Here is a 24,845-nt window from a genome sequence, read left to right as displayed (position 1 = left end):
TGGAACATGCAAAAAAAGGATCAGGCGTTTGTCCGCTGATCCTTTTTTAATTGAGACAGAAGTTCTTGCGCGGGTTTAAATTGCGGATTGAATTTCACGGATTTTTTGGCGTAAGCGATGGCCGTCATATCATGGTTTAATGCAGCATGGCATTTCGCCATATAATAAAAAGCTCTGAAATCGGCGGCACCTTTTAAAATGAAGTGATCAGCGTTTTCTCCTTCAACCTGCGTTCCGGCTTCAAATGCTTTGATTGCCGCTCTGTACTTTTCCAAATGATATAATACAAGGCCTTTATAATAATGAAGATTGCTGTAATCAGGATAAAGCTTGAGCACTTTTTCAATCCCTTGTTCGGCTTCTTCATATCGCTTGAGCTCAAGCAATATTGTATATTTTAGAAAATACAGAAGAGACGGAGGCATTCGTTTCTCACTTAAAAATTGAAATATTGAGCCGTTGACAAGATGTAATGCTTTTTCATAGTCTTTTATTCTGTAACATTCACTTGCCAAATGATAGACTAGCCACGGATCAGGATTTTCCTCTGAAAGTTCTTCATTTAATATGCTGATATTCCGTTTATGTTTTTGCTTGATTTTTTCTTCCTGCTCCAAGTAGCCGTAGTGATGAATCACACATGGGAGCGTGAAAAAAGCATTGTTTTCTTCCTCATTGGGAGCCGAGATATTCTCGTGAATTCTGCCTTGATACAGAAGGCCTTTATGATTGCGGAACAGCCTCGGCTGCATGCTTTCAAACGCTTCGTTTTCATCGAGCTGCTTCCCCGTATAATTGATGATTTTCAAAAGGCCCCGGCTCGGTAATCCGTCATGAAGCAGCGAAGTTAAAAAACGGCCTGTCTCCTGATCGAGCTCTTCATCCGCGTCAAGCACTAAAATCCAATCCCCTTCGGCATGCTGCAGGGCGTAATTTCTGGCCTTTGCGAAATCATTCTCCCATTCGAAATCAAACACTCTTGCCTGAAAGCTTTTGCATATATCTTTTGTATTATCTTGTGATCCGGTGTCTGCGATGACGATCTCATCAGCGATGTCTTGTACACTTGATAAACAACGGGAGATGTATCTCTCCTCGTTTTTCACAATCATGCAAAGAGTCAGCTTACATTCAGCATTTCCGCTCATTTTCTCACCTTTCCCGATTTTGGAGTTGTTGATTGAACCAAGGCCGTTCAGGAGTGCCGTTCATCGTTATGATGACAGGCCGCACCCATCTGACGGCAGGTTCGGCAGTTGATTCTGCATCCCATTCCTGAAGCTGCCTGACAGCCCGCTTCGTAATGGGATGCGCCCGGAATTCGCACGGGCTTTCACAAATGAATTTTTTCGTTCGTTCCGTCACTGTCTTCATTTCATGAAAGTGCCGCTCATACATCTGCTTCTGCTCTTCTTCCAAGCTGATCATTAAAAACAGCCGGCCGCCTGTTTCCATCTGCCAGCGGCACAATGCGGAGAACAGCCTGATTTCTTCTTTGTAATTTGAACCCCTTCTTTTATCCACGGTCACAGATAATATATTTAACAGCGCCATCGTGAGACAATGCAAGGCTTCAAAAGATGTCTGTTTCGCTTTTGAGATGCTTGGATACGGCATATGCTTCACCCGTCTCTTTTTTTATGAACGCTCCCCGCCTTTTTTCTTCCAATCGCATTCCTCACAATCCCCGCACTCACAGCAGCCAATGCGGCCGTAAAACAGGTCGTCACACGGATCTTCCGGATCACTGGGATCTTCCGGATTCCACGGGTCATCAGGATCACTCGGATTACTTGGGTCATCCGGATTCCACGGGTCATCAGGATCACCCGGATCACCCGGATCACTCGGATTACTTGGATCGTCCGGGTCTATACAGGCTTCAGCATCCTGTAAGTAGATAATGTCTTCAAGCTTCGTCTGCAAAAGGAGTTGTGATTTCATGACGGTGCGCAGGAGCCGTTCAGTGCTTCTATTGATTGATGATAATTCCCCTAAGGAGGGATCGCCGGAAGCGCTGAGAAACATTTGAATCCTTTCCGCTTCCGCCTGCAGAATATGGGATAGTCCGATTTCTTCCATAGCCACGGATGAAAGAAGGAGGTTCAGGGTCTCACATCTGGAGAGTGTAATGTCGGGGGTGATGTTCGGTATGTTTGGAAGAGACATCGATTTCTCCCTCTTTTCTCTTGGTGTCATTATGCAAAAGTGCTATATCGTATTCTTATTCCGGGAGGGAAGAGATCATTACTGATGTTTTCGTTAATAAAATATCCCGGATATGAAATCCGGGATATTCGTTCGTTTCTTTATTTCAATTCAAGTTTGACGTCTACATTTCCTCTTGTTGCTTTTGAATACGGACAGAACTCGTGAGCGGCGTGCACTAGCTTCTCCGCCGTTTCTTTATCAAGATCTTTTGTATCAATGACGAGCGTTACACCGATTTTGTAACCTCCGTCACTCTCATCTTTTAAAAGGCTGACCTGTCCTTCAATTTCAGAGGTCATGTCGATTTTTTGTTTTTGGGCGGCGAGCTCAAGCGCTCCCCCGAAGCAGGCGGCATATCCTGCCGCAAAGAGCTGTTCAGGGTTTGTGCCGGTTTCTCCGTCTTTTTTTGCATTCGGCATGATGATGTCAAAATCCAGCACCCCGTCTTCGGATTTAATATGTCCTGCTCGTCCGCCGACTGCGGTCGCTTTTGAAGTAAATAATGCCATTATTATCAGCCTCCTCATTGTACTTACTGTATATATTGCCCCTGCTCATATTTTTAAACATGATTGCAATAGGAAATGGGCCGTTTTTCGGCTACAATAGGGGTAACGTTAACAAAAAAGAGTTGGTGAAAGAAGTAATGGCAGAAAAAGATTTTGAACATATGAAACTGGAGAATCAGCTTTGTTTTTTGCTGTACGCAAGCTCAAGGGAAATGACGAAACGGTACAAACCGCTGCTTGATAAGCTCAACGCAACTTATCCCCAGTATTTGGCGCTGCTTTTATTATGGGAGCACGAAGAACTGAATGTGAAACGGATGGGTGAGCTTTTGCACCTGGATTCCGGAACGCTGACACCGATGCTGAAACGGATGGAGCAGCACGGAATCATCATGAGAAAGCGGTCGGCTGAAGACGAGCGATCCGTGACGATCAGGCTCACAGATGAAGGACGGGCCTTGCAGAATACAGCGGCGGATATCCCCATTGCCATGCTGGAACAGACGGGACTGTCAAAAGAGGAATTAAAGCAGGTAAAACAGTCGCTTTATGAGGTTTTGAAAACGCTGCACGGCAAAAAATAAGGATGCCCCGAATGGGCATCCTTATTTTTATTCTGCTGCCAGAAGCTTCACTTCAATATTTCCCGCCGTCGCTTTTGAATACGGGCAGACACCGTGCGCTTTTTGGATAAGGGCTTCAAGCTCCTGTTTCTCAATGCCGGATGCTTTGACCTCAAGCGTAACACCGAGTTTATATCCTTGGTCGCTTTCATCTTTCAGCAGACTGACATGCGCAGTGACCTCTGTTTCAATACTCAGACGCTCTTTTCTTGCTACGAGTTGAAGAGCGCTGTCAAAGCAGGCTGAATATCCTGCGGCAAACAGCTGTTCAGGGTTTGTGGCTTGTTCGAGCTTTTTTGCTCTTGGCGTTCCCGGCATGGCAACATCAAGATTCAGCGCCCCGTCAGAAGACGTGACTTTCCCTTCACGTCCGCCGTCGGCTGATACGGTTGCAGTAAATAATGGTTTTGTCATGTAAATTCACCTCTGTTATATTGTGCACAATTTAATTTTACGAAATATAATGGAAACCGTCAATCTTTCCGCATAAAAAAAGCTTACCCTTTTTGAAGGATAAGCTTAAAAGATTATACCCGGATTTGTCCGTTTCCTTTGATGATGATTTTTGTAGATGTTAACGCCGGAAGTCCCATCGGCCCTCTCGCGTGAAGCTTTTGCGTGCTGATGCCGATCTCGGCTCCGTATCCGAATTCAAAACCGTCCGTAAACCGGGTTGAAGCATTATGATACACGGCGGCGGCGTCGACGGCGGTCTGGAAGTAAGCCGCATGCTCGGCGTTCTCCGTCAGAATGGCTTCTGAATGGTTTGTGCCGTACTGCTGAATGTGGCGGACCGCCTCCTGTACGTCCTGCACCGTTTTCACACTGAGAATCGGCGCCAGGTACTCCGCTCCCCAATCGGCTTCTTCTGCTTGTTTCGCTTGAGGCTCCAGCCCGCAAATCACCTGATCTCCTCGGAGCTCCACCCCTTTTTCTGTCAGCTGATTCAGCAGCTTTCGCCCGTGTTCTTCGGCCCATTTTTCATGAATCAAAAGAGATTCAATCGCATTGCAGACCGAAGGACGCTGTGTTTTGGCGTTGATGACGACCTCGCTTGCCATAAGGGGGTCTGCTGACTCATCTATGTACACGTGGCAATTGCCCGCTCCGGTTTCTAAAACGGGTACGGTTGATTCCCTGACCACAAGATCAATTAAATTTTTACCGCCGCGCGGGATCAATACATCCAGCCCGTCATTTAATGTAAAGAGCTGTTTGGCGGTTTCTTTGCTTGTATCTTCTATGAGCTGAACGGCATCAATCGGAAGCTTTGACAGCCCAAGTGCGCGCTTCATCACACTGACAAGCGCTATGTTGCTGTGGATGGCGGAAGAACTTCCTCTGAGCACAACCGCGTTTCCGGTTTTCAGGCAGAGTGTGGCCGCGTCTACGGTAACGTTCGGTCTGGCTTCATAGATCATGCCTACTACTCCGAGAGGCACGCGGATTTTTCCAATGAATAATCCATTCTCTTTTTGAATGGTCTCCAATGATTCACCGACGGGATCTTCAAGACCGATTAACAGTTCCACAGCGTCCGCGATATCGAGCAGACGTTTTTCATCAAGCGTCAGCCTGTCAATAATGTCAGCTGTCAATCCTCTTTTCTGTCCTGCTTCAATATCTTTCTGATTCTCTGTTAAAATAAGCCGGCGTTCATTTCTGAGTCCGTCTGCAATACATTGGAGCGCTTCATTTTTTTCAGCCGTCGTTTTCATGACCATTTCGGCAGCCGCTTCTTTTGCCAAAGCCGCTTTTTGCAATACTTCACTCATTTGTGTTCCCCCTCGTCAAATAAATTCACCCAATCATCTCTGTGAATCACTTCCACCTGCTTCGTTCCTGAAAGCTGGTCGCTCCGCTTCCCTTTGGCTTCTAAAATTTCATCGGAAGAGTACTGCGTCTGCCCTTTGCCGATAATGCCGCCGGGCCCTCTGACTTCCACTACGGCTCCTTTCGGAAAACTGCCGCAGACATCGGCGACGCCGGCCGGGAGCAGACTTGACCCGTTATGGATCATCGCCTGCTCCGCTCCCCCATCAATGATAATTTCCCCTGATATCGGAGAATGAAACATGATCCATTGCCGTGTATTATTCACTGAGGACAGGTCTTTATCGCCGATATAAGTGCCGTCGCCTTTTCCGTCTAAAATCACCATCAGTTTTTCACGTCCGGAGCCGGTTCCGATAAACACCTTCACCCCGAGCGACAATGCGGTCTGGGCGGCGAGAAGTTTTGACTTCATGCCTCCGGTGCCGACCTTTGAGCCTGCTGACCCGGCATATCCGAGCAATTCAGGTGTGATGTCATTCAGATAGTCAAACCGCTTTGCGTCCGGGTTTTCATTCGGATTGGCATCGTACAGCCCGTTAATGTCGGTGAGAATCATTAATTGGTCTGCATGAATCAAACCGCTTACAAGCGCCGACAGCATGTCGTTATCACCGAACGTCAGCTCTTCGACTGATGTGGAATCATTCTCATTAATAATCGGCACGACGCCGCGCTCCAACAGTTCCATTACGGTGGCATAGGCATTTCTGTACCGCTCTCTTTTTGAGAAATCATTTCTTGTTAATAAAATTTGTGCCGGCGTCAGACCGTATCCTTTTAAATGGTCCATATATTGCTGCATTAAAAGCGTCTGGCCGACTGCGGCAGCTGCCTGCTTTCCTTTTATCGTAACGGGTCGCGACGGATAGCCGAGAGCGGAAAAACCCGCTGCCACCGCGCCTGAGGTAATGAGGATCACTTCATGCCCGTTTTCTTTTAATAAAGAAATGGCTTCCGTATGTTCCTTGATTTTTGCTTCATCAATACTTCCGTTACTGTTGGTGAGCGAGCTGCTCCCGATTTTCACAACAATTCTTTGTTTTTTCATCGTTTCTCCTCCGTGGCAATCAATCCAAACCGGCTCTCGTCAATAAAAAAAGCCCATTCCGTCCTGAAAAATAAGGACGAAATGGGCTTTCCGTGGTACCACCTTGTTTGAACGCGTTTTTCACGCGTCCCGCTTTCCTGTAACGCCAGGTATCGCGCCTGAGTTTTCCCCTCAGGACTCCAAGGCAGGTTCGGCAGGTTTCATGCGGCAAAATGTTTCAGCGGGCCATTTTGCTCTCTGTCACAGAAAGTTCTGCGTACTGATCCTCTTCAACGCTCAATGATTTTTTTATATTATGCAAAGAAAACAGGTTCTTGTCAAGACATTTTCATCCATAAAAAACAGCCCGCCTCCCCGGCGGACCGTCATTAATTAAATACGATCGTTTTGTTTCCGTGAACGATGACGCGGTCTTCCAGATGCCATTTTACGGCTCTTGCCAACACGCTCCGCTCAATCGTTCTGCCGATATTCTTCAGATCCTCTGCGTGATCTCTGTGATCGACGCGTTCAATATCCTGTTCAATAATCGGCCCTTCGTCAAGATCGTCCGTCACATAGTGAGAGGTCGCGCCGATTAATTTCACTCCGCGCTCATAAGCCCGTTTATACGGATTAGCGCCGATAAAGGCCGGCAGGAATGAATGGTGGATGTTAATAATCCGATTCGGATGGGCAGATACAAAATCAGACGTCAAAATCTGCATGTAGCGGGCCAGAACGATCACATCAATCTTATACCGCTCCAGCAGCTCAAGCTGGCGCCGCTCCACTTCGGCGCGGATGTCTTTGTTAGCTTTCATGTAATGGAACGGAATATTCAGCGGCTCGACCACTTCTTTCGCCTCTTCATGGTTGCTGATGACGACCGCAATTTCGGCCATCATATTGCCGCTTTGCCATTCCCAAATGAGTTCATGAAGGCAGTGCAGCTCTTTGGATACAAAGATCGCCACTCGCTTCAGCTCACTTGCCAGAGAGAGGCTCCATGTCATGCCGAATGTCTGGGCGATTGAGGCGAACGCCTGCTTTAAATCCTCTTTTTTCTCACGAATGCCCTTGCAGTCGAATTCAATCCTGAGAAAAAAACGTCCGCCTTCAGGGTCAGTCGTATATTGATTTGATTCAATAATATTCGCGCCGTGTTCAAACAAAAACGCGGACACAGCCGATACAATTCCCGGCTGATCGGGGCAGCTGACAAGCAGGCGCCCTTTTTCCTCATTCCCGCGGCGGTATTCTTTCAGCCGCTGTGTCATATATGAATTCATCTGTTTTAATCCCTCGTATCTTCATAATTCGTAACTTATTATAGATTATACTGAAAATTTGATAAAAATCAATTTACGAAAGAATTTTCAGCCCTGCGGCTGCGCACAAAATAAGCGCAATGAAAAAGATGCGCTTCGCATCCTTCTGCTCGCCGTAGAAAAGAATGCCGGCTAAAGCGCCGCCCGCCGTGCCGATACCAGTCCAGATCGCATAGGCCGTGCCCATCGCAATCGTCTCCATCGCATAAGAAAGCAGGGAAAAAGAAGCCGCAAATCCGACGATTATGAAGAGAATCCACTTGACTTTCTTTTCTTTTTGAAATTGATTCATTAAAATGACCCCGAGCATTTCACAAAGACCCGCGGCTATCAGGCTGATCCAATGCATTACGCCTTCTCCTCCTTCGTCTCAGGCTTATCCTGTGTGACCAGCTTTAATCCGATGACGCCGATCAGCAAAACGCCGATCAGCACGATTTTCACCGGATCGGCCTGTTCTTTGAAAAGCAGGATTTCACTGAGCACGGTGCCTGCTGTTCCGAGTCCGGTAAAGACCGCATATACCGTTCCTACGGGCAGGCTGTCTGTCGCCTTGATTAATAGATAAAAACTGATGATGATTCCCGTAATCGTACCGCTCCACGTCAGTGCTGAATCAGCATGTTTCAGGCCGGTGACCCATACCACTTCAAATACGGCCGCTATGACCACTAAACCCCATTTCATGTTCTTCATCCTTTCTGTTTCCGGACAATACAAAAAGCCCGGAATAGTCGTCTCACATGAGATTGACTCTCCCGGGCTTTTTTCCCTCCGTGTGCATATGCGGGATATGTCCGCATATGTGTTTTCTCTCGGACCAGGCCATGTATGAACATGCGGAACCCTAGAAAACATGTCTGTTCGTATCATACTACATTTCGCCGAAACGTTCAACGTCAGATGTGATGTCAAATACCGTCAGCCGCCTCCCCCATTTGGTAACGGTCTCACCGGGCACCATGCCGATTTTTTCCGCGACGCGGACGGAGGCAGCGTTTTCCGGATCAATCAGCGCCGCTATGCGTCCGTATTGCTGCGTATGAAAACCGTAATCCAGACAGGCGTTCACCGCCTCTGTCGCATAGCCGCAGCCCCAGCGGCGGCGGGCAAACATATAGCCGATTTCCATCAAAGTGTTTCCGCTTATCGTCTGCGGAACGATTCCGCATTGACCGAGAAATGCACCCGACACTTTATCCTCTGCGATCCAAAGACTGACGCCGTATCCTGCGGCCAATCGTTTGTTCCAGGCAATCCATTCCTTCGTTTCCCGTCTGCTTTTAAGAGAAGGATAATATTTCATGACCTCTCTGTCGGTAAACAGCCCGTACAAATTGTCTTCATCGTCATCCCGCATAGTCCGCAGACGGATACGCCCGGTTGTCAGGATGGTGCCGGAAGACTTATGTTTCATCATGCACGCCACGTCTCCTTTCCCTGTAATAGATTATGGATCCGGCAGGAAAAGTCCTTTTTCAGCAAAAAAAACCGCTTTTTAAAAAAGCGGTTTGACGATTACCAAGGCTTATCTGTTCCGAGCGCCTCGGCCAGGGCCTTGCTGTGTTTTAAGCGGTTTTTTCGTTCTCCGGCGCGCTGTACGGCCGTATTGTGAAGCATGATTTCTTCCTCGGTTTCCGGCACGATTCGCGGAACGCGCACCGATTTCCCATTTGAATCGAGCGCGACGAATGTCAGAAACGACGTTGCCGCAAGCTCGCGTTCACCCGTCATCAGATGTTCTTTAATGACTTTGACAAACACCTCCATAGACGATGTGCCGACCCACGTGACGTAGGATTCAAGACATACGGAATCCTGTTGGCCGATCGGGCGCAAAAAATCTACAGAATCCATTGAGGCCGTGACTGTTTCACACCGGCAGTGGCGGGCCGCGGAAATTGAAGCGATATCATCAATGTAGCTCATCAGCTTTCCGCCAAACAGCGTATTGTGATTATTCGTATCAAGCGGAAAAACCCTGCTTGTTTTAACAACCCTTGTTTCTTTGCAAAATCTTGATTCTGGCAACTTCATATTATTTAAACTCCCCTTTGGTGTCTGGTCGTTTTGACATTTCATCTGTACCCTATTAAACAATACTTTGATCGTTTTGTCTAAAATTTTAAATATTAAGTTGGTTAGATATTCTATCAGAAATGTTTCATTATTTATCACATCCGGGAATAATAAACGCACATTGAATACCGATAGGAGGATATCACATGGACGTATCCATTCCCAAATCCACGCGGAAACCGGCTTGCCGCAGTGAGTTTGATGCTTTACAGACAGTCATCTTATGCCGGCCGGAACACATGACCATCAAAGATATTATTAACGGAACGCAGAAACATTTCAAACAAGAAAATATTAACATACCCGTTGCCCTCAAACAGCATAGTGAGTTTATTGACATTTTAAGATCTCATCAGATTGAAGTCGTCCTGCTGCCTGCCGATCCCGCATTGCCTGAGCAGGTATTCACCCGGGATATCGGATTTGTATTAGGCGAGACGGCGTTTATTTCAAACATGGCGGCTTCAGTCCGGCAGGGAGAAGAAAAAGTGTTTCAAGACCTGCTTGACGATAAGAAAATCCCTTATACGCGACTGAAAAAAGCGAACATTGAAGGCGGCGACATCTTGATCGCAGACGGCACCGTTTACGCCGGGCTGAGCAAGCGCACTGATAAAGAGGCTGTCCGGGAGCTGCGGGAGGCGCTGCCGGAGATGACGGTTGTGCCGATCCCTCTCAAGGAGAATTTCTTACATTTGGACTGTGTATTTAATATGATCTCGGAAACGGAAGCGCTATACTGCAAAAATGGCTTGCGGCAGAAAGAAATTGATCTTCTCGCCGAACGTTTTGAGATGATAGAAGTGCCTGAAGAAGAGCAATTCACGCTCGGCCCGAATATCCTGTCAATCGGCAATCAGACAATTATCAGCCTGCCGCAGCACCGTCATACGAACCGCGAGCTCAGAAAAAGAGGTTATACGGTCATCGAAACCGAGTTTTCCGAAATTATCAAATCAGGCGGTTCCTTCCGCTGCTGCACCTTGCCGCTTGTCAGAACATCTTAAACATTTACAAGGCAGTTTCCTTCAAGATACGTTAATATAGAGAAGACAAGACTCAAAAGGGGGAAACCGAATGGCTAAGTACATAGGATACGCGGGAACATATACAAAAGGCGGAAGCGAAGGCATTTATTGTTTTGAACTTGATACAGAAGCGAAAAGGCTCAGCCGGCCGAAGCTGGCAGCAAAGCTCGGCAACCCGACATACGTCACTCCGAATTCTGATAACAGCATGCTGTATTCCATTGAAAAGGCAGACGGAAAAGGCGGCGTCGCAGCCTATCAGATTCATCAGAACAGCGGGGAATTAACGTTTGTAAACCACCAGCTGATTGAAGGCCCGTCTCCATGCCACGTCAGCATTGATGATAAACATGAATATGTGTTAACCGCTAATTACCACAGCGGAAAAGTGCAAGCCTTTCCCGTCAATGAGGACGGAAGTCTGCAGGAGCCGGCTGCCGAAGCCGCTCATACGGGAACAGGTCCTCATGAAAGACAAGAGAAACCGCATACCCATTTCGCAGGCTATACACCTGAGCATAACTACATTGCAGCCGTCGATTTAGGGACGGATACGCTGTATACGTACCAAATGAAAAACGGTTCGCTCACAGAGGTGAAAACTCACTCTTTCGCACCGGGTTCAGGGCCGCGCCACATTGTTTTCCATCCGGCGGAAAAATACGCCTATGTCATGACGGAAATCAGCAATGAAGTCATCGCGCTTGAATACAACCCGACCTTAGGTGAATTCAGAGAGCTGCAGGTCATTTCCGCTTTGCCTGAAGGCTTTACGGACAAATCGCAGGGCAGCGCGATCCGCATATCTAAAGACGGCAGATTTCTTTATGCCGCCAACCGCGGACATGACAGCATCGCCATCTTTAAGATCAACCAATATTCCGGTGAATTGTCTCTTATTGAATGGGTGCCGACAGAAGGCAACTGGCCGCGTGATTTCACGTTTGACCCTTCCGAGACATTCCTTGTCGCGTCAAACGAAGAAACGGGAAATCTGGTTTTGTTTGAACGCGATCCGGAAACAGGCAAATTGACTCTGCTTCAATCTGACATTCCGGTTCCGTATCCGGTCTGCGTGTCATTTCTGCATCAGGTTTAATCAAAAAGAAAGCTGACATTATATTGTCAGCTTTCTTTTTTGTATAAATGGCAGGCGACAAAACGCCCCGCCTTCACTTCTTCAAGCTCAGGCGTTATCTTACCGCAGAGCTCCATCGCTTCAGGACACCGCGTCCTGAATACACAGCCGCTCGGCGGGTTAAGGGGGCTCGGCAGCTCCCCTTTCAGAATAATCCGTTCACGCTTGTCCTCAAGAAGCGGATCAGGAATCGGGATTGAGGATAAAAGCGCCTTCGTATAAGGGTGAAGCGGTTCCCGGTAAAGCGCAGCGCTTTCTGTAATTTCCATCATGCGGCCCAAATACATCACGCCGATCCGGTCGCTGATATGCTTGACCATTGATAAATCGTGGGCGATAAATAAAAATGTCAGCCCTTTCTCTTTCTGAAGCCTTTTTAAAAGGTTGACGACCTGAGCCTGTACCGAAACATCCAGCGCGGAAATCGGCTCATCCGCCACGATAAATTCAGGATGCAGAGAGAGCGCTCTGGCAATTCCGATTCTCTGCCTCTGTCCGCCGCTGAATTCGTGGGGATACCGGCTGCCGAAATCCGGGTGGAGCCCGACAGCTTCAAGCAGTTCATCCGCCATCATCAGACGGGCTTTTCTTGTATTGTAAAGATTGTGGATTTCCATCGGCTCTAAAATAATTTCCCTTACGGTCAGGCGCGGATTTAACGAGGCGTAAGGGTCTTGGAAAATCATCTGCAGCTTGCGGAAGAAGACCGACCGCTGTTCTGCCGCGGCACGGTGTATATCCGTCCCTTCATATGATACCGAACCGGCCGTCGGGTCATACAGACGGAGAATAACTCTTCCGAGCGTCGATTTACCGCATCCCGATTCTCCGACAAGTCCGAATGTTTCCCCTCTTTTAATGTGAAAACTGACACCGTCGACTGCTTTTACGGCTTTCTTTCTTCCTGCGTCAAAATGCATTTTCAGCCCGCTGACTTCAAGGAGCGGAGATGCCGTCATTTTCTATTCCCCCTTTTCGCTTATACAGCGGCGTACGGTGCATAATTCTTTTTCATAGATCGTTCCTTCCAAAGACAGCACTTCGATTGTTTTTCCCGTTTTCGGGGAGTGCAGCATTCGGCCGTCTCCCAGCGCCAAACCGACATGGTGAATCGCGCCTTTTCCTTCTCCATAGGCGAAAAACAAAAGGTCAGCCGGCCGGATATCGTTTACCGCCGCGCCGCACCAGGCTTTTGCTTGGTCCTTTGCATCACGGGGAAGGGTATAGCCGTTTGCTTTAAATATCGAATACATAAACCCGGAACAGTCAAACCCGAAACCGCTCAGTCCTCCCCATAAATACGGAAGCCCGAGAAACATCATGCCCGTTTCGATGACATCGGCTGCCCGTCCTTCCGTATGCCGGCACTCGTCTGTGTCAGCTTCATTTACGAACCGTTCTCCGAGAGGCGTCACAACCCGAAAAAAGCCGTTCTCACGTCCTGATGCCGGAAGACGCGTTAAGAAACTTACTTCCAAGTCCGGTTCGCCGTTTGTGTGATATAAAAAAGCTGTCGGTTTGGTAATCCATACGGCGGGGGAAGATGTATAAAAGCCGTCTTTTGAAAGCTGGCTTTTTTTCATCCAGCCCGGATATCCGCGCGCATCCTTGTTTGAAGGCTGGCCGGGAACGGCAACAAAAGCCCATTCCCCTTCCTCTTTGAGAATGATCACCTCTTCCCCGAAAAGCGCTTGCGTTTGGACAAGGTTGTCTGTGCATAATTGCAGCCGCTCTTCATATCCCATAGACGCTAACCATTTTCTGATCTGCGGCGGGTTTTCAAGCATCGGCGCATCATACGAACGGGGAGATGACGGCAGCGTCCATACGTTGGCTGCCGCCGCTGTAACGGCTGCTCTCATCTTTTCGCCTCCTCTTGTATCGACACACCGATAATGCCGAGACCCGGTTCATCGGGAATCGTAATCTGACTGCCGCTGTATGTGATGCCGCCTTTAATCAAATCATCTTTCAGCATAAGCGGCGCATCAAAATCAAACCTTGTCACATTCCGTTTGCCCGCGGCAAAATGAGCCGCGGCGGTGATGCCGAGCTTGGTCTCAATCATGCTGCCGACCATGCATTCCACGCCGCATGTTTCGGCCATCGCATTGATTGTTTCCGCCTGCTTTATGCCGCCCGCTTTCATCAGCTTAATATTGATTAAATCGGCGCTTCTCGTCTGCAGCACGCAAAAGGCCTGACGGGGGGTAAAGACGCTCTCATCCGCCATAATCGGCGTGTCTACGGCATCGGTGACCTGCTTCAGCCCGGCGATATCGTCTTTATGAACAGGCTGCTCGACCAGCTCAATGCCGAGGCCGGCGTCTTCCATCTTTCGGATCGCAGTCACGGCTTCTTTCGGCGTCCAGCCTTGGTTGGCGTCCAATCTCAGTTTGACGTTTCCGCCGACACGTGATCTGATCGCCTGAATCCGGGCAACATCGTCCGATATGTCACCTATGCCGACTTTTATCTTTAAAATATGAAATCCCTTGTTCACATAGCGGTCTGCATCCCCCGCCATCTCCTCAGGAGAATTGACGCTGACGGTAAAATCTGTTTCCAGTGTATTCCGATAGCCTCCGAGAAGCCGGTAAAGCGGCTGTCCGTGCATTTGCGCCCATCCGTCATATACAGCCATATCCACCGCGGCTTTTGCGCTTTGATTTCTTTCCAACAGCCGGCTGATATCATACAAAACAGCTTCCATGCCGGAAAGGCTCCGCCCCAAGAGAGCAGGCTTCAGCACATCGCGGACGGCGCTTTCAATACCGTCCGTGCTGTCGCCTGTAATAACAACCGTCGGCGGCGCCTCGCCCCAGCCGGTCAGACCGTTGTCAAAAGTGAGCTTCACAATGACCGATTCAGCATTGTAAACCGTGCGCAAAGCGGTCTTAAACGGCTTTTTCAGCGGCACGGACATCCGTCCCGTTTGAATATCTGTAATCCTCACGCCTGATCACTCCCTTCCGGAAACCCCCGATTCAATCGTTACCGCTTTGGCCGCCGTATCCATAACTGCGCGGGCTCCGATCGGAACGGCGAAGCTCGGTGAACAATGGCCGATTTTAAAGCCTTTGAGCGCGGGCTTCCCTGATTTGACAATGTAATCGTTCAGCACTTGCTCTAAAGTAAGCGACTTTTCTTTATGCTTCGGTTCGCATTGGTGAAAATCACAGACCAGTATTCCGGCTGCGTCTGACAGTTTTCCGGCCATCTTTAATTGATTCAGCATCCTGTCGATTTGATACGGCTCCTCATCAATATCCTCGATAAACAGCAATTTGTCTTTCGTATCAATTTCAAACGGCGTGCCGAGTGTGGATGTAATGAGCGACAGATTGCCGCCCGCAAGCTCTCCCTCGGCCCTTCCGCCTGTCAGCACCTCAAGCGGAGAAATGTCCTCCGTATAGGTGAATTCCGTTTCTGTAAAAAGCTGATGATACGACGCTTTTGTCAGGGGATCAGCATCTTCAAGCCCGACATCCGTGCTCAGCATCGGGCCGTGAAATGTGACGAGCCCCGTATTTTGATGAATGGCGGTATGTAAAAACGTAATATCGCTGTATCCCCAGAAAATTTTCGGATTGCGGCGGATTAAGCCGAAATTGATGTCGGCGGCAATGCGGCCCGTGCCGAAGCCTCCGCACGCGCATATCACCGCTTTGACATTCTGATCACTAAACATGTCATGGAGATCATCGAGGCGCGCCCGGTCTTCTCCCGCCAAATAGCCGTGACGGGTCTTCAGCGCCCGGCCGAGTTTCACTTGAAGGCCAAGCTCATTCTCTAAAAACAGCAGCGCGGTTTGCAGCGTCCCGCTCTCAGGCGGGCTTGCGGGCGCAATCACACCGACCGTGTCGCCTTTTTGCAGTGCTTTCGGTTTATGGTTCATGACTTTTTCAATCTCCTTTCCGGATTGAAAAGTGAAACACGCCGCTCCTTTAACGGCAAAAGAGCGGCATATGTTTCCGCTGTAAGATCAGGACTTTTCCGCCCATTTCAGATCAATGTAACCGACGGGGTGCCGGACAATGCCCTTCACACCGCTGTTCTGCAGATGCACCTGATTGTAAAAGTAAATCGGAATGATCGGAGCCTCGTTCATGAGCAGCTTTTCCGCTTTATGCATGAGCGCAAAACGTTTTTTGGCATCGGCTTCCTGTTTTGCCTGCTTGATGCAGCCGTCGTATGCCGCGCTGCCCCAGCCGGTGCGGTTCATGGAATTATCCGTTTGGAAAGCCTCCAGAAAACTGATCGGATCTGCGTAATCCGGTAAAAATGAGCTTTGAGAGAACTGGAACTTCAGTCCTTTCTGCTCTTCTAAAAAGACGTTCCATTCCATATTGGCGAGCTTAACGTCTATACCGAGCACACTTTTGAGCTTCTGCTGAATCGCTTCCGCTATTTTCTTATGCTCCGGTTTTGTGCTGTATGTCAATGTAACGGCGGGCAGCTTGTCATAATGCTCTTCTGCCATGCCTTTTTCCAGCAGTTTTTTTGGCTTCTGATTCATCCGGAGTTAGTAAACTGCCGCCCGCTTCGCGGAAATCTTTCCCGTCAGGCTGAGTAAATCCCGGGGATACAAAGGCATGTGCCGGCTTTTCACTGTTTTTGGTCACATAATCCGTGATTTCTTTCTGGTCAATCGCTGCCGCGAACGCTTTTCTGATCTTTTCATTTTGAAACGGCTCCATTTTAACGTTAAAACGATAGAAATAGAGTCCGGCCTGATCCCACGTGCGGACATTTTTTCCTCCCATCAGCTGCTCGCTCAGCTCTGCCGGCACAAAGGCGGTATCCAAATCCCCCGACTGGAACATCTGATAGTCGGTATTCCGGTCACTGACCATCGCCCATGTCACTTTATCCAGTTTTACCGTCTTTTTATCCCAATACGTCTCGTTTTTGACCATCGTCATGCTGTCGTCATGCTTCCATTCCGTCAGTTTGAACGGCCCGTTGCCGACAAAAGTTTTTGCTTCAGTGAACCATCTCGGATCAGCCTTGGCGACCTTCTCATTAATCGGGAAATACGCCGGATTGGACACGACGCTCAAAAAATAATCCTGCGGGGCCGCCAATGTGACGACAAGCGTTTTTTTATCCTTTGCCGTGACTTTCACGTCTTCTTGTTTGCCTTTTCCGCTGTTAAATTCTTCTCCGCCTTTGATCATATAGCCGAGAAAAGCGGAAGATGCGCCCGTTTTCGGATCGAGCATCCGCTTCCAGGCGTACACGAAGTCTTCCGCCGTGACGGGATCGCCATTTGTCCATTCGGCGTTATCACGGATATTGAAGGTATATGTCAGCTTATCAGCGGACACCTTCCAGCTTTCCGCCATGGCCGGTTCGGGCTTATTATCTTTTCCGAGCCTCGTCAATCCTTCCATGATGTTATTCAGCGGCTGCCAGGAAACATTATTAAATCCGATCGGCGGATCAAGTGAGGTCGGCTCATTTTCGTTATTGAGCCGCAGCACCGTCTCACCCCCCTGTTCTTTTGCTTTGCCGGGTTCTGTCCCCGCCTGTTCATTGGCTGTACAGCCCATCAGAGCAAACGAAACAACAGCAATCACACCGATCGCCCATCTCTTTTTCATTTCAATCCCCCTTTTTCCTCTGCTGCCGTCAGCTGCTGCTTCAGCCGCTCTGCACGGTGATCCTGAAGCCAGCAGTTGACGATATGGCTTTTGGATTTCACGGTTGTTGCCGGGTATACCTTTTCACAGACGATCATCCTGTCCGGGCAGCGGGCGGCAAACGGGCAGCCCGGCGGCGGATCGAATAAATCAGGCGGCGTCCCGTCAATCGGCGAAAGCTCACTATCCTCCATATCCAGCCGCGGCACTGAACGAAGCAGCCCCTTTGTGTATGGATGAACCGGACGGTAGAAAATATCATGCCTCGTGCCGATTTCGGCGATTTTCCCCGCATACATGACGGCGACTCTGTCGGCGGTCTGAGCGACAACGCCGAGATCATGCGTGATCAGAATAATAGACACGCCTGTTTTTCTTTGAATCTTCTTAAATAATTCAAGGATTTGTGCTTGAATCGTCACATCAAGAGCCGTTGTCGGTTCATCGGCGATCATAATTTCCGGCTCGCAGATCAGAGCCATCGCGATCACGATCCGCTGCCGCATGCCCCCGCTTAATTGGTGGGGGTACTGCTTCAGGCGGGATTTCGAGTCCGGGATACCGACCAGATCCAGCATGGCAAGAACCTCGGATTCAGCTTGTTTTCTTGTCATGGCGCGGTGTTCCAACAGCGCTTCTGAAAGCTGATTCCCTATGGTCAAAGTCGGGTTGAGCGCCGTCATCGGGTCCTGAAAGATCATAGAAATATCGCGCCCCCGGATTCCCCGCATTTCCCGATCCGACATTCGGCAAAGGTCTTTCTGTTTAAATTGTATGCTTCCGGATTCAATCTTTGCCGAATGTTTCGGAAGAAGACCCATCACGGCTTGTGACGTCACGCTTTTTCCGCATCCCGATTCACCGACGATCGCAAACGTTTCACCTTTATATAAATCGAAGCTGACGCCTCTGACGGCTTTTACAGTGCCTCCGTATGTTGAAAAAGTAACATGCAGATTTTGAACGGAAAGAACTTGCTGCGCCATTTTTCCTACCTCCTCAGTTTCGGGTCTAACGCGTCCTGCAAGCCGTCTCCAAGCACGTTAAACGCGTACATCGTTAAGGAAATGAAAAAAGCGGGAAAAAACAGCCGCCACCAATGGCCTGATAAAATCGCCGGCAGCCCGTCATTTGCCATAACTCCCCAGCTTGCAAACGGCGCCTGAATGCCGAGTCCGAGAAAACTTAAAAATGATTCCGCAAAAATCGCCGCCGGCACCGTCAGCGTCATTTGGACAATAATGGCTCCCATCGTATTCGGCAGCAGATTTTTCTTAATGATCCGAAATGTTTTCGCTCCAAACGTTTTCGAAGCCAATACGTGTTCATCATGCTTCATCCGCAGCACCTGCCCTCTGACAATCCGCGCCATGCCGACCCATCCCGTCACGGTCAGAGCGACGATAATGGAACTGAGCCCCGGCCCCATCAGCACCATTAACAAAATGACAACGAGCAGATACGGCAATCCGTAGAGAACCTCGATGATTCTCATCATGGCGCTGTCTGTCCGGCCCCCTTTGTAGCCCGCGACGCCTCCGTAGATAACGCCGATCAAAAAGTCGATCAGTGCCGCCATCACACCGACAAATAAAGAGATTCTCGCTCCGTACCACGTTCTTGTAAACACGTCCCGGCCAAGTTCATCGGTTCCGAACCAGTGTGAAAAAGACGGCGGAAGATTCTGCTCGGCGAGCGTCTGCCTTGTCACGCTGTGCGGTGATATCAGCGGACCGAACACAGCCGATAGAAACAGGCAGCATAATATCACAAGTCCGGCCATCGCCAATTTGTTCTTTTTAAGCCGCCGCCACGCATCCTGACTGTAAGACAGGCTCGGACGCTTGACCGACTCGGTTTCACCCTTTCTTTCCGCGCCCGGCTGAAACCAGTCATCAGGCACTTCTGTGTGTTTTACCGTTTCTTGCGGGAGATTCATCAGGGTCACCCTTTCTTATGAAGTTTTATGCGCGGATCTAACAGGCCGTATGCCAAATCAACCAGAAACAGCAGGACGATCAGAATCACACTGTAAAATACGGTCGTTCCCATGATGACCGGGTAATCACGCTGATTGATGCTTTCTACGAAATATTTGCCCATTCCCGGTATGGCAAAAATTTTCTCGATGACGAAACTGCCCGTTAAAATACTTGCGGCAAGCGTCCCGAGCACTGTCACAACAGGCATAAGAGCGTTTTTCAATGCGTGTTTGATCACAATTTTGACGGGAGAAAGCCCCTTTGCTTTTGCCGTGCGGATGTAATCCTGAGTCAGCACTTCGGCCATGCTTGATCTTGTCAGCCGCGCGATAATGGCCATGGGACCGACGGCAAGCGCAACAGTCGGCAGAACCATGTGAACGGGACTCGTCCAGGTAGCTGCCGGAAACCATTTCAGATGAACCGCAAATTGCTGAATCAGCAGCGTAGCCATTATAAAATTCGGAATGGAAATCCCGAGCACCGCAAGGCTCATGGCCGCATAATCGAGAAAGCCGCCGCGCCTGAGAGCGGCCGTTATGCCGAGCGCGAGTCCGGAAATCACAGCGATGATGATCGCCGTTATCCCAAGCTCGAAGGAGACGGGAAATCCGCGTTCAAGCATGGCGTTTACACTGTCTGACGGTTTTTTGATTGAAGGACCGAAATCAAAGGTAAGAATGGATTTTAGATAGATGGCGTATTGAGTGATAAGAGGTTCGTTCAGATGGTAGTAGGATTCGAGATTTCGCTGGACCGCTTCGTTTGTGCCCCGCTCTTCGTTAAAAGGCGAGCCGGGTATCACTTTCATCATGACAAATGTCAGAGTGGTGATGACGAGGACGGTCATCATCATGGCGATAAAACGTTTGATAAAATACCGCAGCAATGCCGTTCACCCCTTTAACAGAATGTTGTTCTCATGGCGAGTTCTGTCATGACGAGCATGGCCTGATAGGCTTCCGGCATGTCTTTTGCCTGAAATTGAACGATTGTCGTTCCCGGGATGATTTCTGTGCCCGGCATTAAATGGGCCCATTCAGCCTGTCCGTAATTGGCAAATTCAATGCCTAATACAGGTCTTTCAGGCGGAGTCAGCGGTTTGACCTTATCTTTATTTTTGAGCGCATAGGCTGTTTTTTCCGTCAGGAGCCGTCCGGCTTTTTGAGGGGACAGGCATTTGACCGCAGTTCTTGAAATGGTTTGTTTGACGGCGGCAGTCGTCACATTCGGGATCAGCTCCTCCGCCTCTTTTGCGGCGCAATCATCTCCGGCAGCCATGATGACCGGGACATCGTAAAATCCGGCGAGATAGGCATTTAACCCCAGTTCACCGACCGGCTTATCATTTATGTAAAAGTGGCGGACGCCGAATATCATGCTGTGCGACATGACGCCCGGCATCGACGCTCTCGCATGATAGCCGATAAACATCACACCTGAATACGATTCATCAAGCCCCTGCATCATGGAAAACGGCTTGACATCCCCCGTAATCAGCTCTGCCTCAGGGTGAAGTTTTTCCGCGAGCAGATTATTCATCTTTGAGTGGCTGTCATTCACGGTCACTTCCGTGCATCCGTTATTAAACGCTTCTGCGATGCACCAGTTTGCTTCTTCGGTCATCAGAACCCTGCCGCGCTCATAATTGTGCATGCGGGAATTGACAAATGTTTCATCAGGCAGTCCGGAAATCCCTTCCATATCCACAGATAGATACAGTTTCATGTAATGCCTCCTTTTTTACTTAAAATTTCGATATTAAATTATGAATATTCTAACAAATTATATTAAAAAAGGATGAAACATGCAATATACCATTCTGCCATTATGGGAAAAAACAAACCCTTTTCACCGGGAAAAGGGTTTGCTGGTAGAAAAAGTTACATACCGTTTTTGTTTATAGGGTGACCCCGAAACTGTCTGACCGCACTTCTGTATTCGCGATCGGGAATGACCTGATGCCTGATCGGTCCAGGAGTCTGCGGCGAAGGCTCTTCAGCCGCCTGCTTACAGACGGCATGCGGTTTATGCGCCAGCTTATGTCCCATGCCGGTCGCATTCATGACAAATGATAAACACACTAAAAGCAAGCTTAAGATGAAAGCAATAAGAAACAAATCGCTGTATGTCCCCATCAGCAGGTCATGCGGCGATTGTGTGCCGCGCGCGCCCCGAAGCATGCCGGAAGCATCTCTTTTCGTAAAATACCCTATTAAAACAGGTGCGCCCATATAAATGAACAGCCTCAAAAACTGAACGGCCGTCATGCGTTTCACCAGTTCCGGAAGCGGTCCGCCCAACGCGGCTCCCATCAGTCCGGCTGCCACGATAAGCCCTGTCCCGGCCGCCAGCATCACGAAAAGCCCCGCAAATAGAATAAGGGGTATATGATGATCCGCCGTCATCCATTGGAAATTCACGAACACCAGTATAACAGAGCCTGTTATGCCGAGCATGCCCGGACCGACTTTATCATATGCTAATGCACTGATAACAGCGGCGATGGCCACGCCTCCCAAAAGGCATGCATATAGGAATATCTGTTGAGTTTGTGACATGTGATATGCGGTCTGAAGCTCCCCGTGAAATGCAGAAAGACTGACCGCTATGGAAATACTGCCCGCAGCGATCATGAAAACACCCAAAATCGGCTTTGGAATCAGCATAAGTTTAATCGAAATCAGCGCATGTTCGTTTCTGTACTGCATGATCAGCAAGATCAGGAGAATGACGATGCTTCCTCCAAATCCCGCCAATGTCTGCCATGATGAAAAGCCCCATTTCGGCAGATGAATAAATGTATAGGCGGTCAGCACGGCTGATACACCCGCTAACAGAAAACCGATGCCGTCAAATGGAGATTTTTCAGTATTTTTATGAGCGTCATCCCTCAGCCACATATAACTGAAAATGAGGCCGAAAAAAGACAGCAGGCCAAAAATGCCGAACAGCCAATGCCAGTGGCCGGCGCTTGCCGCCGCCGTGCCTAAAACGGTCCCCATAATGACGGACCCGTAAAATCCGCCGATTAACACAAATAATGCGTAATTCCGGCGTTCAATCGGAAACGAAAGCACCAGCATCGGAATCATAATCATCAGCATAGTGCCCGCCGCAGCCCCCTGTAAAAAACGGCCCGCGGCGAGCGGATAAATATCATTTGTCACAGCAGCAAGCAGCGCTCCGATGACACCCGCGGCCATCGAAATCATATAGACAGGCCGGGAGCCGAATCTTTTTCTTAAATACGGCCCCGCCGGCACGAATAAGGCAAATGCCATATTACCGATAATAATCGGATGAAAAGAGTCAAAGTTTTCCCCGCCGACCGTCTGCCGGACAAGGCTTTGGACAGCCGAAAGAGCCGTATTCGACATCAGCCCCGGCCCGACCGCCAGCACAGCAAGCAGAGAAATGATCCAGTGATGTTTTTCTTTCATTTGACAGCTCCTTTCTTACTATTTGACAAAGTGAAAAAGCTAACAGATTTCCCCCATTAGCTTGACAGAATTTTTTCATATCTTTTCATGTGAAGGATTGAACATAATATCTCATTATTATTTCAAATCCGATGGAAATTGTCAATATAAAGCGCCGCCGTCCGATTTCGTCTTTTTCACAATTTCCCACAATCTTTTCATTATTATCCCACACTTTTTGTTTAAGATGGAGTCAGTAATAATAGGCAAATCATGCTATGATGAAATAGAGAAACGGAGTGAACATGATGGATAACTATCGTGATGAAAATCGGACAGACCAAAAAGAACAGGAAGTCCTTTTAGTAAAAGAACACCCGCAGCCGGCCGGATATTCCGCGCCGGACGAGGACAAGAAAAAACGAAGCTTCGGCTGGTTCAGACCGCTTCTCGGCGGAGTGATCGGCGGAGGGCTCGCCCTCGGCATCTATACATTTACGCCGCTTGGAGACCATCAGACTCAAGATACTTCCAATCCGGCTCCCGCTCAGGAAACGTCATCGGTAACCGCTAAGCAGACATCTTCTGAATCCGGCAGCGGCAAATCGGCAAACAGCTCATCGGCAAATTCAAGCAGCATTTCGAATATGGTGGAAGACATTTCACCGGCGATTGTCGGAATCACCAATCTGCAAAAGCAGCAAAGCAGTTCCGATTTATTCGGATTCGGATCAAGCTCGGATTCAAACTCTAATTCGTCGGGTGATGATGCGGAAACGGGATCGGGTTCAGGCGTTATTTTTAAGAAAGCAAACGGCAAAGCGTATATCATTACGAATAACCACGTGGTCGAAGGTGCCTCTTCCCTTAAAGTGTCATTATATGACGGCACCGATGTAACAGCTAAACTCGTCGGCAGCGACTCTCTGACAGACTTGGCCGTTTTAGAAATCAGTGATAAACACGTAACAAAAACGGCAAGCTTCGGCAGCTCATCCGCTCTCAGAACGGGTGAATCCGTCATCGCCATCGGTGATCCGCTCGGAAAAGACCTTTCCCGCACCGTCACACAGGGCATCGTGAGCGGCTTAAACAGAACCGTCTCGATCTCCACGTCAGCCGGTGAGTCAAGCATCAACGTCATCCAAACCGATGCCGCCATCAATCCCGGAAACAGCGGCGGACCGCTCTTGAATACAGACGGCAAAATCATCGGCATCAACAGCATGAAAATCAGCGAAAATGATGTAGAAGGCATCGGCTTTGCCATTCCGAGCAACGATGTAAAACCGATCGCCGAAGAGCTTCTCACGAAAGGACAGGTGGAGCGCCCTTATATCGGCGTGAGCATGATCGACTTGGAACAAGTGCCGCAAAACTATCAGGAAGGCACACTCGGCCTCTTCGGCAAACAGCTGAATAAAGGGGTTTACATTCGCGAAGTGGCGCAGGGATCCCCTGCTGCCAAAGCCGGATTAAAAGCAGAAGACATCATTATCAGCTTAAAAGGGAAAGAAACTGACACGGGCAGCGAACTTCGCAATATTCTCTACAAGAATACGAAAGTCGGCAGCACCGTTGACGTGAAGATTATCAGAAACGGCAAGGAAATGACGAAAAAAATGAAACTGACTCAAAAAGAAGAAACCTCTTCTTAACAAAAATCCAAGGCAGCCGCCTTGGATTTTTTTATATACAGCTGAAACTTTAGGCCTAGATCAGCCGTATGACTCAGTGTACAAAGGAGGATACATACACATGAAACAAACCGGACTTTTGCTGGTCGTTACCGGCCTGATCTTGCTGCAGCTGAGCATTCAGCTTCCTCAGCAAAATGCTGCTTGGGGAATGACGCTTGGTGCAAGCATTTTACTGAACCTTTCGGGAACCGGACTGATCATGCGCTCTCTGCACACCCAGACCGGCCGCAGATGAATGAAAAAAGCCGCGGGACATTCTGTCATCCCGCGGTTTTTATTTTACATAAAAACACCCTGTCCGCTGGCCGGACAGG

At 48.9% G+C, this 24,845-nt stretch carries 26 protein-coding genes, 1 pseudogene, 1 riboswitch and 1 other annotated feature; of the genes and pseudogenes, 5 read left to right on the top strand and 22 right to left on the bottom strand.

Annotated features, from left to right (window positions below):
• Window positions 1-20: 20 nt before the first annotated feature.
• From D368_RS13165 to ohrB, 4 genes are all read right to left on the bottom strand, one after another.
• Entirely contained in the window at window positions 21-1,148 is a 1,128-nt protein-coding gene (locus D368_RS13165) for a glycosyltransferase (protein WP_024085212.1), read from the bottom strand.
• Window positions 1,149-1,152: 4 nt separating this feature from the next.
• A complete protein-coding gene (locus tag D368_RS13160) occupies window positions 1,153-1,617 on the bottom strand; it encodes a hypothetical protein (protein WP_071391941.1) in 465 nt (154 codons plus the stop codon).
• A gap of 21 nt (window positions 1,618-1,638) precedes the next feature.
• Window positions 1,639-2,169: an alpha-helical endospore appendage domain-containing protein gene (locus D368_RS13155; RefSeq protein WP_128574868.1), complete on the bottom strand. Its 531-nt coding sequence runs from the start codon at window positions 2,167-2,169 to the stop codon at window positions 1,639-1,641.
• Window positions 2,170-2,309: 140 nt separating this feature from the next.
• The gene (gene ohrB, locus D368_RS13150; RefSeq protein WP_003154758.1) at window positions 2,310-2,720 is read right to left on the bottom strand and encodes an organic hydroperoxide resistance protein OhrB; all 411 of its coding nucleotides are present in this window, start codon (window positions 2,718-2,720) and stop codon (window positions 2,310-2,312) included.
• 137 nt (window positions 2,721-2,857) lie between these two features.
• On the opposite strand from ohrB, the gene D368_RS13145 reads away from it, so the two are divergent.
• The gene (locus D368_RS13145; protein ID WP_128574867.1) at window positions 2,858-3,304 is read left to right on the top strand and encodes a transcriptional regulator, SarA/Rot family; all 447 of its coding nucleotides are present in this window, start codon (window positions 2,858-2,860) and stop codon (window positions 3,302-3,304) included.
• Window positions 3,305-3,331: 27 nt separating this feature from the next.
• Here D368_RS13145 and D368_RS13140 read toward each other — a convergent pair whose 3' ends face one another.
• The 8 genes from D368_RS13140 to D368_RS13105 all read right to left on the bottom strand — a co-directional run bounded on the left by D368_RS13140 (window position 3,332) and on the right by D368_RS13105 (window position 9,574).
• Complete coding sequence (locus D368_RS13140; RefSeq protein ID WP_128574866.1) at window positions 3,332-3,757, bottom strand: organic hydroperoxide resistance protein; 426 nt, start codon at window positions 3,755-3,757, stop codon at window positions 3,332-3,334.
• A 113-nt stretch (window positions 3,758-3,870) separates the two neighbouring features.
• A complete protein-coding gene (proA, locus tag D368_RS13135) occupies window positions 3,871-5,118 on the bottom strand; it encodes a glutamate-5-semialdehyde dehydrogenase (protein WP_128574865.1) in 1,248 nt (415 codons plus the stop codon).
• The gene (proB, locus tag D368_RS13130) at window positions 5,115-6,227 is read right to left on the bottom strand and encodes a glutamate 5-kinase (RefSeq protein WP_052585791.1); all 1,113 of its coding nucleotides are present in this window, start codon (window positions 6,225-6,227) and stop codon (window positions 5,115-5,117) included. Before proB ends, proA begins: the two co-directional genes overlap by 4 nt.
• A gap of 69 nt (window positions 6,228-6,296) precedes the next feature.
• Window positions 6,297-6,509, bottom strand: a binding site (T-box leader).
• Between the two features lie 86 nt (window positions 6,510-6,595).
• Complete coding sequence (gene purU / locus D368_RS13125; RefSeq protein WP_017417625.1) at window positions 6,596-7,498, bottom strand: formyltetrahydrofolate deformylase; 903 nt, start codon at window positions 7,496-7,498, stop codon at window positions 6,596-6,598.
• 73 nt (window positions 7,499-7,571) lie between these two features.
• Window positions 7,572-7,886: a DMT family transporter gene (locus tag D368_RS13120; RefSeq protein WP_060962981.1), complete on the bottom strand. Its 315-nt coding sequence runs from the start codon at window positions 7,884-7,886 to the stop codon at window positions 7,572-7,574.
• Window positions 7,886-8,224 (bottom strand): DMT family transporter, encoded by a 339-nt coding sequence (locus D368_RS13115; protein WP_071391946.1) that lies wholly within the window; start codon window positions 8,222-8,224, stop codon window positions 7,886-7,888. The genes D368_RS13120 and D368_RS13115 overlap by 1 nt, the downstream gene beginning before the upstream one ends.
• 66 nt (window positions 8,225-8,290) lie before the next feature.
• Window positions 8,291-8,399: riboswitch (guanidine-I (ykkC/yxkD leader) on the bottom strand.
• A 12-nt stretch (window positions 8,400-8,411) separates the two neighbouring features.
• Window positions 8,412-8,957, bottom strand: a complete 546-nt coding sequence (locus D368_RS13110; RefSeq protein WP_071391947.1) for a GNAT family N-acetyltransferase — start codon at window positions 8,955-8,957, stop codon at window positions 8,412-8,414.
• A gap of 98 nt (window positions 8,958-9,055) precedes the next feature.
• Window positions 9,056-9,574, bottom strand: coding sequence for an acyl-CoA thioesterase (locus D368_RS13105; protein WP_017417623.1), 519 nt, complete (start codon window positions 9,572-9,574; stop codon window positions 9,056-9,058).
• Between the two features lie 188 nt (window positions 9,575-9,762).
• Here D368_RS13105 and D368_RS13100 point away from each other — a divergent pair, with 188 nt between their 5' ends.
• Both D368_RS13100 and D368_RS13095 read left to right on the top strand, forming a co-directional pair.
• Window positions 9,763-10,623: a dimethylarginine dimethylaminohydrolase family protein gene (locus D368_RS13100; RefSeq protein ID WP_101562936.1), complete on the top strand. Its 861-nt coding sequence runs from the start codon at window positions 9,763-9,765 to the stop codon at window positions 10,621-10,623.
• Between the two features lie 70 nt (window positions 10,624-10,693).
• Entirely contained in the window at window positions 10,694-11,743 is a 1,050-nt protein-coding gene (locus D368_RS13095; protein ID WP_128574864.1) for a lactonase family protein, read from the top strand.
• A gap of 26 nt (window positions 11,744-11,769) precedes the next feature.
• Here D368_RS13095 and D368_RS13090 read toward each other — a convergent pair whose 3' ends face one another.
• From D368_RS13090 to D368_RS13045, 10 genes and pseudogenes are all read right to left on the bottom strand, one after another.
• Window positions 11,770-12,741 carry an ABC transporter ATP-binding protein gene (locus tag D368_RS13090; RefSeq protein WP_071391950.1) on the bottom strand — a complete coding sequence of 324 codons (972 nt, stop codon included), beginning with the start codon at window positions 12,739-12,741 and terminating at the stop codon, window positions 11,770-11,772.
• Window positions 12,742-12,744: 3 nt separating this feature from the next.
• On the bottom strand, window positions 12,745-13,644 hold the full coding sequence (locus D368_RS13085) for an NlpC/P60 family protein (protein WP_128574863.1): 900 nt from the start codon (window positions 13,642-13,644) through the stop codon (window positions 12,745-12,747).
• On the bottom strand, window positions 13,641-14,708 hold the full coding sequence (locus D368_RS13080) for a dipeptide epimerase (RefSeq protein WP_217365440.1): 1,068 nt from the start codon (window positions 14,706-14,708) through the stop codon (window positions 13,641-13,643). The genes D368_RS13085 and D368_RS13080 overlap by 4 nt, the downstream gene beginning before the upstream one ends.
• Window positions 14,709-14,744: 36 nt before the next feature.
• Window positions 14,745-15,680 (bottom strand): S66 peptidase family protein, encoded by a 936-nt coding sequence (locus D368_RS13075; RefSeq protein ID WP_102421831.1) that lies wholly within the window; start codon window positions 15,678-15,680, stop codon window positions 14,745-14,747.
• 87 nt (window positions 15,681-15,767) lie between these two features.
• A pseudogene (locus D368_RS13070) lies at window positions 15,768-17,388 on the bottom strand (peptide ABC transporter substrate-binding protein).
• Window positions 17,385-18,413 (bottom strand): ABC transporter ATP-binding protein, encoded by a 1,029-nt coding sequence (locus D368_RS13065; RefSeq protein ID WP_128574862.1) that lies wholly within the window; start codon window positions 18,411-18,413, stop codon window positions 17,385-17,387. The pseudogene D368_RS13070 and the gene D368_RS13065 overlap by 4 nt, the downstream one beginning before the upstream one ends.
• 5 nt (window positions 18,414-18,418) lie before the next feature.
• Window positions 18,419-19,366, bottom strand: a complete 948-nt coding sequence (locus D368_RS13060; protein ID WP_003154782.1) for an ABC transporter permease — start codon at window positions 19,364-19,366, stop codon at window positions 18,419-18,421.
• 5 nt (window positions 19,367-19,371) lie between these two features.
• The gene (locus D368_RS13055; RefSeq protein WP_014304864.1) at window positions 19,372-20,298 is read right to left on the bottom strand and encodes an ABC transporter permease; all 927 of its coding nucleotides are present in this window, start codon (window positions 20,296-20,298) and stop codon (window positions 19,372-19,374) included.
• 14 nt (window positions 20,299-20,312) lie between these two features.
• A complete protein-coding gene (locus D368_RS13050; protein WP_007407248.1) occupies window positions 20,313-21,137 on the bottom strand; it encodes a M55 family metallopeptidase in 825 nt (274 codons plus the stop codon).
• A gap of 155 nt (window positions 21,138-21,292) precedes the next feature.
• Window positions 21,293-22,852 carry an MFS transporter gene (locus D368_RS13045; RefSeq protein ID WP_039251745.1) on the bottom strand — a complete coding sequence of 520 codons (1,560 nt, stop codon included), beginning with the start codon at window positions 22,850-22,852 and terminating at the stop codon, window positions 21,293-21,295.
• 284 nt (window positions 22,853-23,136) lie between these two features.
• Between D368_RS13045 and htrA the strand changes: the two genes are divergently transcribed.
• Together htrA and D368_RS20195 are read left to right on the top strand one after the other, a co-directional pair.
• Window positions 23,137-24,489 carry a serine protease HtrA gene (gene htrA / locus D368_RS13040; protein WP_032864178.1) on the top strand — a complete coding sequence of 451 codons (1,353 nt, stop codon included), beginning with the start codon at window positions 23,137-23,139 and terminating at the stop codon, window positions 24,487-24,489.
• Window positions 24,490-24,589: 100 nt separating this feature from the next.
• A complete protein-coding gene (locus D368_RS20195; RefSeq protein WP_014417532.1) occupies window positions 24,590-24,766 on the top strand; it encodes a hypothetical protein in 177 nt (58 codons plus the stop codon).
• The last annotated feature ends 79 nt before the right edge of the window (window positions 24,767-24,845 follow it).

Source organism: Paenibacillus lentimorbus NRRL B-30488, from assembly GCF_000411595.1.
Taxonomy (GTDB): domain Bacteria; phylum Bacillota; class Bacilli; order Bacillales; family Bacillaceae; genus Bacillus; species Bacillus velezensis.
The sequence above is the reverse complement of the archived record's forward strand: the minus strand, read 5'-3'. Positions and strand labels throughout refer to the sequence as shown.